Source organism: Hymenobacter frigidus (assembly GCF_014640435.1).
Classification (GTDB): Bacteria; Bacteroidota; Bacteroidia; order Cytophagales; family Hymenobacteraceae; genus Hymenobacter; species Hymenobacter frigidus.
The window spans coordinates 1-13,749 of record NZ_BMGY01000044.1; the positions used below are offsets into that span (position 1 = coordinate 1).

General features: G+C 59.6%; 8 protein-coding genes and 2 pseudogenes. 6 read left to right on the plus strand and 4 right to left on the minus strand.

Annotated features, from left to right (window positions below; genetic code table 11):
* Nucleotides 1-74 precede the first annotated feature (74 nt).
* Both IEW17_RS17135 and IEW17_RS17140 read left to right on the plus strand, forming a co-directional pair.
* On the plus strand, nt 75-320 hold the full coding sequence (locus IEW17_RS17135; RefSeq protein ID WP_188563283.1) for a hypothetical protein: 246 nt from the start codon (nt 75-77) through the stop codon (nt 318-320).
* Nucleotides 321-419: 99 nt separating this feature from the next.
* Nucleotides 420-638: a hypothetical protein gene (locus tag IEW17_RS17140; RefSeq protein ID WP_188563284.1), complete on the plus strand. Its 219-nt coding sequence runs from the start codon at nt 420-422 to the stop codon at nt 636-638.
* 162 nt (nt 639-800) lie between these two features.
* Here the strand turns inward: IEW17_RS17140 and IEW17_RS17145 are convergent, their stop codons facing one another.
* Nucleotides 801-2,717: an ABC-F family ATP-binding cassette domain-containing protein gene (locus IEW17_RS17145; protein WP_188563285.1), complete on the minus strand. Its 1,917-nt coding sequence runs from the start codon at nt 2,715-2,717 to the stop codon at nt 801-803.
* Between the two features lie 46 nt (nt 2,718-2,763).
* The gene (locus tag IEW17_RS17150; protein WP_188563286.1) at nt 2,764-6,873 is read right to left on the minus strand and encodes a DUF7619 domain-containing protein; all 4,110 of its coding nucleotides are present in this window, start codon (nt 6,871-6,873) and stop codon (nt 2,764-2,766) included.
* A gap of 46 nt (nt 6,874-6,919) precedes the next feature.
* Here IEW17_RS17150 and IEW17_RS17155 point away from each other — a divergent pair, with 46 nt between their 5' ends.
* Nucleotides 6,920-7,165 carry a hypothetical protein gene (locus IEW17_RS17155; RefSeq protein ID WP_188563287.1) on the plus strand — a complete coding sequence of 82 codons (246 nt, stop codon included), beginning with the start codon at nt 6,920-6,922 and terminating at the stop codon, nt 7,163-7,165.
* Here the strand turns inward: IEW17_RS17155 and IEW17_RS17160 are convergent.
* Together IEW17_RS17160 and IEW17_RS17165 are read right to left on the minus strand one after the other, a co-directional pair.
* Nucleotides 7,162-8,022 carry a DUF4240 domain-containing protein gene (locus IEW17_RS17160; RefSeq protein WP_188563288.1) on the minus strand — a complete coding sequence of 287 codons (861 nt, stop codon included), beginning with the start codon at nt 8,020-8,022 and terminating at the stop codon, nt 7,162-7,164. The two genes, IEW17_RS17155 and IEW17_RS17160, sit on opposite strands and share 4 nt — an antisense overlap.
* Before the next feature lie 127 nt (nt 8,023-8,149).
* The gene (locus tag IEW17_RS17165) at nt 8,150-9,358 is read right to left on the minus strand and encodes a porin (RefSeq protein ID WP_188563289.1); all 1,209 of its coding nucleotides are present in this window, start codon (nt 9,356-9,358) and stop codon (nt 8,150-8,152) included.
* A gap of 91 nt (nt 9,359-9,449) precedes the next feature.
* Here IEW17_RS17165 and IEW17_RS17170 point away from each other — a divergent pair.
* The 3 genes and pseudogenes from IEW17_RS17170 to IEW17_RS17180 all read left to right on the plus strand — a co-directional run.
* Nucleotides 9,450-10,010: pseudogene (locus IEW17_RS17170) on the plus strand (efflux RND transporter periplasmic adaptor subunit); the annotation flags it as partial.
* Between the two features lie 165 nt (nt 10,011-10,175).
* A pseudogene (locus IEW17_RS17175) lies at nt 10,176-12,254 on the plus strand (efflux RND transporter permease subunit).
* On the plus strand, nt 12,247-13,692 hold the full coding sequence (locus tag IEW17_RS17180) for a TolC family protein (RefSeq protein ID WP_188563290.1): 1,446 nt from the start codon (nt 12,247-12,249) through the stop codon (nt 13,690-13,692). The pseudogene IEW17_RS17175 and the gene IEW17_RS17180 overlap by 8 nt, the downstream one beginning before the upstream one ends.
* Nucleotides 13,693-13,749 lie beyond the last annotated feature (57 nt).

Genomic DNA, 13,749 nt, shown 5'->3' on the forward strand with positions numbered 1-13,749 from the left:
ATAACTTTCGGGTCAAAATAGCGGAGGTATCCATCTTGCAAAATTAACTCAAACAGCTTCTTAACGATGTCGCCGTGACGTACAACGTGATTTCGGCCGCCACCAAAATCGAGCACGCCGTAGCGGCCGAAGTGCTGCAGCAACGGGCCGCGCAGCTCCAAAACTTCGCCCTGCGCAAGGTGACGCTGGAGCCCGGCCAGCAGGTGCGCGGCTACCTCTACTTTCCCCGCTACGACGCGGCCGACGCGTTGGTGGTGAAGGCTCCGGTGGGTAGCAGCGTGCTGCCGCTGGAATTTGCGCAGACGCGGGTGCGGCGGTAAAATATTTGGTGAAGAACTTCAGCTTTTCTGGCGGCTGGTAATTCAGACGGTAAGAATTATATTCCTGCTACCGATTTGCTTACCGAGCGGGTTGTTCTTATGCCTTCCAAAAGTGGCCAGTGGTTCACCAGTGACTTGAGCCGCTACCATATTGCCATTCCCAAAGAGGGTTATTTCGTGGCCTTGGAATTTGAAAAGCCCGCTAATCAACTACCCCAGCCAAAACTGGATAATTGCCTTCCTGCTGGGCAAATTATGCGTCCTGCATTCGACTTTAAAAAGAGCAGACTTTGGAGCTATTCTTCAGAAAAGGGGTAGACACTATTACCGCAATCCAACAGCTCGCGCCGGTATAACGCGATGGTGAAGCTCGAAGTAGAGGCTACTGATTAAAAAACCATCCCCGCCAACCAAGAAGCAAACAGGCCGCTGCGATATCATCACAGCGGCCTGTTTGCTTTCGGGAACAATTGGAGTAATTTATCCTAACTCCGCCAGCTCCAGCCACCGTTCCTCCTTCTCGCTCAATTCCTTTTCAACAGCTTGCAAGCGCGCGCCCCAGGCGGCAAAATCCTGCGGGCTGCCGCTGCCGCCGTTCAACTTGGCGGTGATTTCCTCCTTCTCGGTTTCGAGAATCGCCATAGCTTTTTCGAGTTGCTCGTGCTCTTTTTTCTCGGCAAAAGTGGCGCGGCGCTTTTGGGGGGAGGGCGCTACCGCCGTGCTCACGGCTACGGGCGCAGCCAGTTTGGCGGCGGCGCGGGCGGCTTTGGCGGCCTTTTCTTCAGCCTCTAAAGCAGCTTCGGTTTCGCGTTCTTCCAAGTACTCGCGGTAGTCGGTGTAGTTGCCGGGGAAGTTGAGGACGGCCCCGCCGGGCTCGAGCACGAAGAGGTGCTCGGCGAGGTGGTCGAGGAAGTACCGGTCGTGGCTCACAATGAGCAGGCAGCCGGTGAAGTGCAGCAGGAAGTCTTCCAGAATGTTGAGCGTGGCCAGGTCCAGGTCGTTGGTTGGCTCGTCAAGAATGAGGAAGTTGGGGTTTTTGATGAGGACGCGCAGCAGCTGCAGGCGGCGCTTTTCGCCGCCGCTCAGCTTGCTCACCAGCGTGTACTGCTGGGCCGGCGGAAAGAGAAACAGGTTGAGGAACTGGCTGGCGGTGAGCACGTCACCGCTGGCCAGCTCCACCACTTCGGCCACTTCCTTCACGATGTCGATGACTCGCTGCGAGGGGTCGAATTCCAGCTCGGTCTGGGTGTAGTAGCCGAACACGGTGTTCGTGCCCACGTCGATGGTGCCGGAATCGGGCTGGAGCTTACCCGTGAGCATGTTGAGCAGCGTGGATTTGCCCGCGCCGTTGGGTCCCACCAGGCCAATCCGGTCCTTCTTCTTGAACACGTAGCTGAAATCGTCCAGCACCACGTTGTCACCAAACTTCTTGTTCAGGCTGTCGGCCTCGATGATTTTGCCGCCCTGGCGGGTGGTTTTCACGCTCAGCTCCACCTGTTGCTTGCTTAGGTTGGTGCTGGCCTTTTCCTTGGTTACGTAGAAGGCGTCGATGCGGGCTTTTTGCTTGGTGCCGCGGGCCTGGGGCATGCGGCGCATCCAGTCGAGCTCCTTTTTGAAGAGCTGGCGGGCCTTTTCCACTTCCACGGTTTCGCGCATTTCGCGGTCGGCCTTTTTCTCCACGAAATAGGCGTAGTCGCCCTGGTAGCGGTACATCTGGCCCTTGTCGAGCTCCACGATTTCGTTGGCCACTTTGTCCAGGAAATACCGGTCGTGGGTCACCATCAGCAGCGTGAGGGTGGGGGAGGACAGCCGGTTTTCGAGCCATTCGATGGTGGCCAGGTCCAGGTGGTTGGTGGGCTCGTCAAGCAGCAGCACGTCCGGCTCTTCGATGAGGACGCGGGCCAGGGCCACGCGTTTGCGCTGCCCGCCCGAGAGCTGGCTCACGTTGCGCGTCAGCAGCTCGCCGAGGATGCCCAGGCGGCTGAGAATCTGCTGCACCTGCGCCTCGTAGTCCCAGGCGTTGAGGGCGTCCATGCGCTCGAGCACACGCTGGAGGTCGTCGGCCTTGTGGTCGGCGTCGTTGATGACGTGCTCGTACTCCTGAATGGCCTTGAGCGTGTCGTTCTGGCTGGCGAAGATGGTTTCTTCCACCGTCAGGCTTTCATCGAACACCGGCTGCTGGCCCAGGTACGTCACGCGGATGCCCTTGCGGGTGCTCACCAAGCCGGTATCAGGGGTTTCGAGCCCGGCTAATATGCGCAGCAGCGTGGTTTTGCCGGTGCCGTTGATGCCCACAAAGGCCACGCGCTGGCCCAGCTGCAAGCCGAAGTTGAGGTCTTTAAATAGCCAGCGGTCGGCGTAATTCTTCGAGATATTCTCGGCGGATAACAGATTCATAGGCCGCAAAGGTACGGCCGGGGCAGGCGGGGTTGGGAAGTTTCAACTACAATAAACTGACACGTTTGAGTACGGTGCCTGCACCCGTTTGCAGCACCAGTAGATAAATGCCCGCCCGGTGCCCACCCAGGTGCAGACGCACTTCGGAGGGCCCGGCAGCGTCAAGGCTTTGATGTTGCACCCGCTGCCCCAGCGCATTGTATACCGTTAAGTCGTGCACCTCAAATTCGGCCCGGCTCCAGTCAACGGTCAGCTCGCCTGCGGTGGGCGTGGGGTACGCGGCAATGGCTTCTTCGGGCGTTAGCGCCAGCACTTTGAAGCTGACCGGCCCGCTGCCCCGGCCCGCTGCCCCGGCCACGGTTACCAGCCCCGAGCGGGCACCTTTGGGCACAAGCACCTGCACCGATGTACCGGTAGCGCTGAGCACTGGCGCCGGCACGCCGGCAAAAAACACCGTGTCAACCTGCCCATCTACCCGGAAGTTGCTGCCCGTCAATAGCACCAGCGTGTTTGCGCTGCCCCGAAGGGGACTGAATTCTGAGATTATGGGCGCTGGCAGGAAGATGAAGCCTGCCGCGGAAGCCGTGCCGCCCGGCGTTTCCAGGCTCACTGTGCCCGATACGGCAGTCGTGGGCACGCGTACCTGCACGCTGCTCGCAGTGGCTTGCACTGCCGTGGCGCGGCCTGTGCCAAAGGAAACGGCGTTGCGGGCTGCCACCTCGGCGAAGTTCGAGCCAGTAATGGTAACCAGGGCGCCAGCCCGGGCCTTGGCTGGGTTTATCCGGGCAATCGCGGGTACGTGCCAAATCTGAAAAGCCTGCGCGCTCTCCACTGTGCCGCCCAAGGTGCTGATGCGCACCCGGCCAGTGGTAGCGCCCGCGGGCACGGTCACCTGCAGGGCCGTGGCCGTGGCCTGCCGCACCAAAGCCGGTACCCCATTAAACCATACGGTGTCCTGCGCGGGCACCGCCGAAAAGTGCGTGCCCGTGAGCGTAACCACGTCGTTGGGCCGGGCTTCGGTGGGGGTCAGGGTCGCCAGGGTAGGGGCCTGATACACGGTAAAGTCGGCCCCGCTCTGCACGGCACCGTTCGGGGTTACCACCCTCACTTTGCCGGTGGTGGCGCCTGCGGGCACGCGCACCGTCAGGCTCGTGGCGGTGGCGCTAAGCACCGGGGCTGCGGTTCCGTTAAAAAAGACGTTGTTTGAACCTGCGGTGGCCGCGAAGCGCTGCCCCGTGATGGTGACCAGCGTTGCCCGGCGCCCCTGGCCGGGCGCCAGCGCCACAATAGCGGGCGAAGCCAGCACCGCCGGGTAGCTCAAGGCAATGGCGGGACTTACCACCGGAGGAATGTCGTGCAAGCGGTTGAGGGTGGTGTCCGTGCGCACGGGGGCGTTGTAATCGAAGTAAATGTCGGCGTGGTTGCGCACGACCGTGTAGTCGGGCAGGCCGGCCACCGGCTGAATGGTAAACTGCACAAAGCCCTGGCTTCCGGCGGCATCGCTCGACATCGGGGGCAGGTCGATGGGGTCGAAGGTGAATGTGAGTACCGGCCGGACCTTGCCCGAAACCTGCATGCGAAACCGGTGCGAACCCGCCCCTACGCGCAGGGTGCGGAGGTCAAGGTTGGCGGCCAGGGTGTCGACCACTACCACCCGGTAAGCCGGGGCGGTGCCGGTGTTCTGAAAACGCACCTGGAAACGCAGCGGCACGTTGGTGGGCGTGTAGCGCTGGGCCGTGAAGCCGGTGGGCACCACCTGCTTGTCGTTGGGGTCAAAGGAATCCACGATGGGCAGGCACTCTTGCGAAGCCGAGGGCGCTGGCGGCGCTGGCGGGAAGGCAGCCATGGCAGGACTGGGGGCGCCGCCGGGGGCGCGCAGCCCGGGCACTTCCACTGTGGCGCTGGTGTGGGTGCTAAGCGGGTGGGCTTGGGGTTGGTCTACTTCGAGACGCACCACGGCGCCCGTGGCGGGCACGCGCAGCACCAGGCTGTCGCCGGCCGGCAGCATGAACCGGTGCTTCAGAGCCAGCTGGGTGTTCTGGTATAGGCGCATTCCCAGGCTGTCGGTGGTGGCGCCCACGCCCTCGTTGCGGAGCACGAAGCGCACCGTGTTGGCGGCCTGCACGCGGCCCCGCACCACCATGGATGCTTCGTTCCAGCCGGCCGGGCGCGTCAGCACTTTGCCGGGCGTAATCCAGGCGCGGGTGCAGATGGTGAGCCCGCGAATAGCGGTGTTGCCGCAGGCCACCGAATCCTGTATGACGATGCTCCCCGTTTGGCCAGGCGACAGGGTGCCCACTGCGAAAACGTAGGTGCTGTCGGCCTGCAGGGTGAAAGGCCGATTGGCCGATTTGAACACCACGTAGCGAGGCAGCTTGACGAAGACTTGGGCCTGCGGAGCCGGCGCCACCCCCAGATTGCTGTAGCTAATGGCCGTGGTGCCGGGCGCGCAACGCCGCCGCCGCCCCGACGATACGCTCGTGACCAAGTGCGGCCCCTGGGGCAGGGCATCGCCAAAGTCTATGCCGCCCGCTAAACTTCCCGGGGTGGGCAGCGTCAGCAGGGCCGATACGTTGGCGGCCGGACACGTAGGCGTGACGGTACGGCCCGGAATCTGGGGCAGGTTCTGGCGTACGGTGTAGCGCCCCGTATCGGTGGCGATGGCGTAGCGGCCCAGCGAGTCCGTAATGGCGAAGTAGGGGCCGGGCCAGGCTTCTACGATAATGCCGCCCAAGCGCGCTTCGCCGGTCTCGGGCTGGCAATTCTGGTTGGCGTCGTGGTACACCGTGCCGCGAATTGTGCAGGACAACTTGTAGCGGGCCGAGTCGAGCAGCTGCGCGTAGAAGCCGTCTTCCTGCGCAAAGCTGGCGAAGGTGGCGGTGCCCACCCGCAGCGTATTCTTAAAATAGCCGAACACGTGGCTGGTTTGGTTGGCATCAATGAGCACCTTGGTGACGGCCGCGACATTGCTCGCATGAAGGTCCGTGCGCCAGGCAAACTGCCCATCGGCCCGGTAGCTGGCCACCACAGGTTTGGAGTCGTACTGGAGCACCGTCATTTCGCTGTAGCCGCCCACCTTGAGCTTTCCGGCGCGGTAGCTCACGCTAGAATACGTACTGCCGGAAAGGTTGGTGCCCGGCAGATAACCGCCGGCGCGCGCCCACAAGGGCTCGCCGGCGGGGTCGAGCTTGAGCAGCAGGGCGTCGGCGTTGTAAGTGGGGCTGGGGAGCGAAACAGTGCCAAACTGCTGGGTAGCATTGAAGGAGCCGCAGAGGTACAGGTTGTCGAATTCATCAATTGCTACATCATTGGCGGCTGAGCTGCCACGGTTTGGGCTTGGGGCATTGCCGTATCTTCTGGCCCAGAGGACGCTGCCAGCTGGCGTGTATTTCACAGCTAATACGCTTCCGTTCCCGCCCGAGAGTTGGGTGCTGCCGTACGTGCCGACGCCTGAGATGGTGCCCACCATTACCACATTGCCTACCCGGTCGAAGGCCATGGAGTTGCCGGAAGACTGCAGGTTTTGGCTGGTGGTGCCATCGCCCGCGCGCACCCACTGCAAAGCGCCCTGCGGGTTCACTTTAATAATAAAGTCATTTTGAGGGCAGCAACTGCGCGTTTGCAGCACCAGTCCGAAAATGCTCCAGCTGTTTGCCGCACCCGCCACATAGCAGTTGCCCTGCGCATCAACGAGCACCTTATTGCCCCTAGCCCCGCCGCTGGTACCATAAGTCAGTGTCCACTGCGATTGAAATGCCGAATTAAGTTTCTGCAGCCAAAATGAGTATTGATTGTTTGCGCCCGTGAGGTAGATATTGCCGGCGTTGTCTACGGCAATGGAGCGCAGGTCGCTGCCAGCCACCGAGCGTTGCTGTTCCAGGCCACCGGGACCGTACACGGCCACAAAACAGCTACTGCCCGAGGCCGTGAAGGGCACACTGCCCGTGGTCGTGCGAATGGCCGGCGTTATATACGCGCCGCTATTCGGGGGGCCATAGCTGTATCCCAACAAGTACGTGCGGCCCAGGGCATCGGTGGTAGCGCTGATAATACGGTCCTGGGATGTGCTGCTGAAAACCGTCGGAAAGACGGGTAGCTGGCCCCGGACCGGCAAATAAAAGAGGCAAGCGAAGAGGCAGAGTAAAAGGTGTTTCATGAGGCGCAAACAGGATTCGGAACCATGCCAATATACTGCGCTATAAATGTACAAGTCCGCGCTGCTTGCCCCGCCGCTTGCTTCTCTTTTACCCAGCTTGACCTTGCAAGATGCTGCCTACAACAAATGCCACGCGCTGGCCAAGTGGCAAGCCGAAGTAGCTAAACAGTTAGCGGTCGGCGTGATTATTCGATGTTTATTATTGATAAATAGCTGGCTAATAAGCCACAAAGGTACGGCCGGGGCGGGCGGAGTGCTATTCGCAAGCCGTAATGACGATAACGGCAGTTAACTTCTAACGCAAACTATTTCTTCCACAAGCTTAGGATACATAGCCTGTAATTCAGCGCCGCCTTTAGGCTCTCGGTTCATCACCCTTTCCATCGAGTCGTAGTGAATGACTTCGGGAAATTGTTTGGCTATAACATCTCTTATTTCCGAACCATCCTCATTATCGTGGTTTACCGAATAAGCTTCATCGGCTACGCAAAGTAAATCTTCGCCCCAAGTGTCACCGATATCAAAACTGTATTTACCATTAGTTAGGGCGTTGATATCTTGGCTTATTTCGGAAAAGAATTCCTGTCCTTTCAGTAATAGCCAACAACGAAAGTAAATAAAACCGTCTTCCGATAAACTATGGTCATAAATGATGGTCCCGTTTTCTTTCTTGAAATCACACTCCAAGATGATTGATAGTTCTGCAATTTCAGCGGTATAGAGTTGATTCAAATAAATCTGAAGTTGCTTCTCAAATTGAATTAGCTTTTGCTTGCCGCTTTTAGAAAGTAATTCCGTTAGGTTCTCAATGTGCTCTTCTGTGTTATATTCTGACCAGTCAGCATTACGCTTCTTGTTTGACTTCTCAATACTGCGCCAGAAGAATTGCTGACCGACTTCGTCGGATGAAGAAGCAGGCTTTTCTGGAATGACTTCGTTTTCGGCAAGCTTGCTATAGCCTTTTTTGATTTTCTGCTGAATTAGCTTTTCAGTATCAGCCAAACAAGCATCGGCAGATGCAAACTGCTTTTCAGAACGTCGGCCTTGCGTACCAACGGCACCAAAAGAAATAATTTGATTGGTGTCGTCAGCCTCGGCGGTCCAAAACTTATTTGAAGTAGCATCCTGGAAAAATAGTCGCTGTCGCATCTGCATAGCTTGAGATTCTAAATGCCAACCTTAATTCAAAGACACTTCACGAACCTGCCGCATCTCCAGCGGCCCCCGACACTCCCCGTTGCGGCGGGGGCGAAGGCCGATGTCGCGCCGCCGCTACCTAAAAATTAAGCTGGGCCTGCAGCCGCAACAGGCCGCCGCGCTGTCGGTTGTCGGGCCGCTGGAAGTCCTCGAAGCGGCGCGAGGACAGCGTGTACATGGCCACGAATTCGAAGCTGTTGAGCGGCTGCCACTCCACGCCCAATTCGGCTTCGCGCACGGTGTAGCTGCGGGCGTCGCGTTCGTGCTTTTTGCCGCCTTCGTAGAATTGGGCGCGCACAAAAGGGTAGAACTGCTGCCGCTGGTAGCGCAGCCGGTAGTTGAGCAGCACGTAGCCGCCGTGCAGGCGCCGGGTTTCGATGCTGTTGGTGCGGGGGTTAAATTCCGGACCCCGGCCCAGGTTGTATTCGGCCTGCACGCCGAACGGCTGTGGATACAGGACGAAAGTGGCGGCCACGCGCTGGTCGGGGTAGCGCAGGTCGGGGCGGTGCTTCACCCCGGCCGACAGCTGGTCGCGGGCCACCACGTACTCGCCGCTGTAGGCTTGCAAAGCGGGCTCGATGATGTGCCGGCCCAGGGCCAGCGGGTAGCTGAAGCGGCCCACCACGTGCTGCTGGTTGTTGAGCTCGGCGCGGTTGGCGGTCTGGCCGTTAAATACGCCCAGGCCCAGCACGCCGTAGTCGCCCGAGCCCTTCAGGCCTTCTTTCACCAGCCGGGCAAAGCGCTGGCGCACGGCGGTGGGGGCCCAGTAGAAAAACGCGCCCAAATCCCGCTCGTTGGAAAAGGCACTGTTCAGCGCGTCGTTGCGGTCGAGGGCCAGCCGGTTTTGGCTCGACTGCATGTTCTCGAACCCGAACGGTATTTTGCTCTGGCCCAACCGAATGCGGTACTGGCTGGTTTTGTCGAGGCCGATGTCGAAATAGGCGTCGCGCAGCTGGCCGAAATTCAGCGACGTGCTGCCGCTGGGTGTGTTCACAAAATCGGGCTGAATGTAGAAGTACACTCGCTCGTGCAGCTGCCCCGAGAATATAATCCGCACCCGGCGTAGCGAGATGCCGCCGTTGTTGCCCCACGACCGGTCGCACTGCTCGCAGCTCAGGTTCGGATTGGTTTCGAGCAGGCGGTTGTAGCGCGCCTGCACGTACCCGCGAATGGCAAAGGTTTCGAACCACTGCTTGGCCGTGGCGGGCGCCTGAGCCGACGAGTCGGAGGGTTGACTATGCGCCCTATGGGTCAGTAGGACCAGGATGATGATTAACAGATTTCTCATTTATTGACCGCGCTGGTTCGACCAGGTCTGCGCATTATTGCCCAAAATTTAACGATATGTGAAGACAATATTACGCTCTCCGGACTTCACCGGGGATTTGCTGACGACGCTCTCGGACAATAACAAAATGTGGGTCTATTTCAATGTGCCCGAAGCGGAGTACCTGGCTTACGAAGCCCACGCCAAAGCCAGCGACAGCGCGCAGAAAGTGAAGCTGACGATGGCCAACAACGAGGTGTTCAATCAGCCCGGCCTGGTGCAAACCATCGAGGCCGACTTCAACAACGAAACCGGCAACATCGCCTTCCGGGCCACTTTCCCCAACCCCAACGGGCTGTTGCGCAACGGCGAAACCGGCAGCGTGCTCATGACCGTGCCACTGAAAAATGCCCTGATTATCTCGCAGAAAGCCACGTTTGAAATCCTGGAGAAGAAATACGTCTTCGTGGTCGACAAAAAAAACGTGGTGCACCAGCAGGAAATTGGCATCGCCTCCGAAATACCCGACCTGTACGTCATCAAATCCGGCATCACCGGCACCGACCGAATTCTGCTGGAGGGCCTGCGCAAAGTGAAGGACGGCGACAAGGTGAGCTATGAATACAAGGCCCCACAGGCGGTCATCTCGCACCTGAAAGTGTACAGCGAGTAAGGAGCCCGACTCCCTGAACCAGATTAGAACGTCATGCTCATCTGGCGTCCGCGCAGCCGAGGCATCTCTACCGCTTCGTTGCAACGGCATTGAATACTCCCGAGGTAGAGATGCTTCGGCTGCGCTCAGCATGACGACCATTTGGCTTTAATAACCAGCCAGAATATGTTTAGTAAATTCATTCGGAGGCCCGTTTTTGCTATTGTTATTTCGATTGTCATCCTGCTCATGGGCGGGCTGGCCATCCTGCAGCTGCCCACGTCGCAGTTTCCGGATATCTCGCCGCCGCTGGTCATGGTCAGCGCATCGTACCCCGGGGCCAGCGCCAAGGTGCTCACCGAGTCGGTACTCATTCCGCTGGAGCAGGCCGTGAACGGCGTGCCGGGCATGAAGTACATGACCTCCAACGCCGTGAGCGCCGGCGAAGCCAACATCCAGATTGTCTTCAATCTCGGCACCAACCCCGACTAGGCCGTGGTGAACGTGAACACCCGCATTGCGCAGGTGCTGAACCGCTTGCCGCTGCTGGTGCAGCGCGGGGGCGTGATTGTGAACCGGGTGGTGCCCAACATGCTGATGTACGTGAACTTGTACAGCAAGGACAAGAACACCGACATGAAGTACCTGTCCAACTTCTCCGGCGTGAACATGATGCCGGAGCTGCAGCGCCTCAATGGCATCGGGCGGGCCAGCATTCTGGGCAGCCGGTAGTACGCCATGCGCGCGTGGCTAAAGCCCGACCGGATGCGCGCCTACAACCTCTCGGTCGACGACGTGATGAAGGCGCTGGACGAGCAGAGCGTGATTGGCTCGCCCGGCCGCATCGGCCGCTCCGACGGCAAGCAGGCGCAGTCGCTGGAGTACGTGCTTAGCTACCAGGGCCGCTTCAACGACGTGGAGCAGTACAAAAACGTCATCCTGCGGGCCAACGCCAACGGCGAAAGCCTGCACCTCAAGGACGTGGCCAACGTGGAGCTGGGCTCGGAGTACTACGACATCTACTCCAACCTGAACCAGTACCCGTCGGCGGCCATCGTGCTGAAGCAGACCTACGACTCGAACGCCTCGGACGTCATTAAAGAGGTGAAAGCCAAGCTGGAAGAGCTGAAAAAGTCGTCCTTCCCGCCCGGCATGGACTACAAAATCACCTACGACGTGTCGAACTTCCTCGACGCCTCGATTGAGAACGTGATTCACACCCTGCGCGACGCCTTTATTCTGGTGGCGTTGGTGGTGTTCCTATTCCTCGGCGACTGGCGCTCCACGAAAGGCGTGAGCATCGGCAACGCCATGAACACGCTGTCTATCATGGTGGGCAGTACCTACGAGCTGGGCTTCATCAAATACCAGCGCTTTTTCAAGGTGTTCGTGCAGGCCTCGCCGGAGTACCGCCGGCTGCCCGAGGATATCCTCAACATGTGGGCGAAAAACGACAAGGGCGAAATGGTGCCGTTCTCGGCCTTCATGAAAATTGTGAAGACCCAGGGCGCCAACAAAACCAACCGCTACAACATGTACACCACGGCCTCCATCCGCGGCGGCGCGGCGGCGGGCTTCAGCAGCGGCGAGGCCATCAAGGCGGTGCAGGAAGTGGCCAAAGAGCTGCCCCACGGCTACGACATCGACTGGGGCGGGCTGTCGAAAGACGAAGTGAGCCGCGGTAACGAGTCCATCGTCATTTTCCTGATTGTGCTGGTGTTCGTGTACCTGGTGCTCGCCGCGCAGTACGAAAGCTTCCTGCTGCCGCTGGCGGTCATATTCTCGCTGGTAGCGGGCGTGTTCGGGTCGTTCCTGTTCATCAAAATATTTGGTCTGGCCAACGACATCTACGCTCAGGTGGGCCTCGTGATGCTGGTCGGTTTGTTGGGCAAGAACGCCGTGCTTATCGTCGAGTTCGCGGCCCTGAAACACGAAGAAGGCATGTCGGTGCGCGACGCGGCCATTGAAGGTGCCCGGGTTCGTTTTCGGCCGATTCTGATGACCTCCTTCGCCTTCATCGCCGGCCTGATTCCGCTGGTGGTGGCCACCGGCGCGGGTGCCATCGGCAACCGCACCATCGGCAGCTCGGCCTTGGGCGGCATGCTGTTCGGCACCGTGTTCGGGGTCATCATCATTCCCGGCCTGTACTACTTTTTTGGCACCCTGGCCGGCGACAAAAAGTTGATTCGGGACGAAAACGAGTCGCCGATTTTTGAAGGCGTTGAGCCGCGTGTATTAATCGAAGAAACCGAGCCTTATGCTTAAGAAACGCCTTTATCAATGCCTAAGCGCCGTTGGCCTGGCGCTAGCGGTTGGCGCCTGCAAAACGCCGGAGCTGGTGGTAAAGAACGAGAGCCGCAACACGCCGGCCCGCTACTCCACCGCCACCACCGCTCCGCAGGATAGCGCCAATACGGCGCGCCTTCAGTGGAAGCAGTTTTTCACCGACCCGAACCTGCAGGCGCTGATTGGCACGGCCCTGGAAAATAACCAGGAGCTGAACATCACGCTGCAGGAAATCGAAATTGCCCGCAACGAGGTCCGCGCCCGCAGCGGCGAGTACCTTCCCTTCGTGGGCCTGGGTGCCCGGGCCGACGTGGCGAAAGTGGGCCGCTACACGCTGCAAGGCGCGACCGAGGAGCAGGTCGATATCAAGGAAAACCGCCGCACGCCCGCCCCGCTCACGAACTTCCAGCTGGGTGCTTTTGCCACCTGGGAGGTCGACATCTGGCACAAGCTGCGCAATGCGAAGAAGGCCGCGGCCATGCGCTACCTGGCCTCGATAGAAGGCAAAAATTTCATGGTGACCAACATCATTGCCGAGATTGCCAACTCATACTACGAGCTGCTCGCCCTCGATAATCAGCTGGTCATCGTGAAGCAGAACATCGGTATTCAGAGCAACGCGCTGGAGCTGGTGCGCCTGCAGAAGGAATCGGCCCGCACCACCGAGCTGGCCGTGAAACGCTTCGAGGCCCAGGTGCAGCACACCCGCGCCCTGCAATTCAAGCTGCAGCAAAGCATCGTGGAGACGGAGAACCGGCTCAATTACCTGGCGGGCCGCTACCCGCAGCCGGTGGCCCGCAACGATGGTTCGTTTAGTGGTTTGGTGCCAAGCGTCATCACGGCCGGCATGCCCACCCAACTGCTGACCAACCGCCCCGACATCCGCCAGGCCGAGCAGCAACTGACGGCCGCCAAGCTGGACGTGCAGGTGGCCCGCGCCAATTTCTATCCCTCGTTGCGCCTGTCGGCCGCGGCCGGCCTGGCCGCTTTCACGCCGGGCCTGCTGGTTTCAACTCCTCAATCCATGCTGTATTCGCTGGGGGGCGACCTGGTGGCGCCCTTGGTGAACCGTAATGGCATCAAGGCCAGGTACTACAACGCCAACGCCGTGCAAACCCAGGCGGTGTTTCGGTACGAAAAGACCGTGCTCAACGCCTACTTCGAGGTCTCGAATCAAATCGCGAACATCAGCAACCTGGAAAAGAGCTACGAGGCGAAAGCCCGGGAAGTAGCCGCCCTGAACCAGTCCATCGACATCTCGAACAGCCTATTCCGTGCCGCTAGGGCCGAATACACGGAAGTGCTTTTCACCCAACGCAACGCCCTGGAATCGAAGTTTGACCTCATCGAAACCAAAATGCAACAGCTGCACGCCACAGTGAACGTGTACCAGGCCCTGGGTGGCGGCTGGAAGTAAGCAGGCGTGCGCCCGGCTCGGCCCACGCGCGGACTCGCAGAGTCCACGCTACAAGCA

Bases quoted from the DNA above. Each gene is read 5' to 3' on its own strand.
- IEW17_RS17140 (WP_188563284.1), top strand. From the start codon at position 420: ATGCCTTCCAAAAGTGGCCAGTGGTTCACCAGTGACTTGAGCCGCTAC.
- IEW17_RS17145 (WP_188563285.1), bottom strand. From the start codon at position 2,717: ATGAATCTGTTATCCGCCGAGAATATCTCGAAGAATTACGCCGACCGC.
- IEW17_RS17150 (WP_188563286.1), bottom strand. From the start codon at position 6,873: ATGAAACACCTTTTACTCTGCCTCTTCGCTTGCCTCTTTTATTTGCCG.
- IEW17_RS17155 (WP_188563287.1), top strand. From the start codon at position 6,920: ATGTACAAGTCCGCGCTGCTTGCCCCGCCGCTTGCTTCTCTTTTACCC.
- IEW17_RS17160 (WP_188563288.1), bottom strand. From the start codon at position 8,022: ATGCGACAGCGACTATTTTTCCAGGATGCTACTTCAAATAAGTTTTGG.
- IEW17_RS17165 (WP_188563289.1), bottom strand. From the start codon at position 9,358: ATGAGAAATCTGTTAATCATCATCCTGGTCCTACTGACCCATAGGGCG.
- IEW17_RS17180 (WP_188563290.1), top strand. From the start codon at position 12,247: ATGCTTAAGAAACGCCTTTATCAATGCCTAAGCGCCGTTGGCCTGGCG.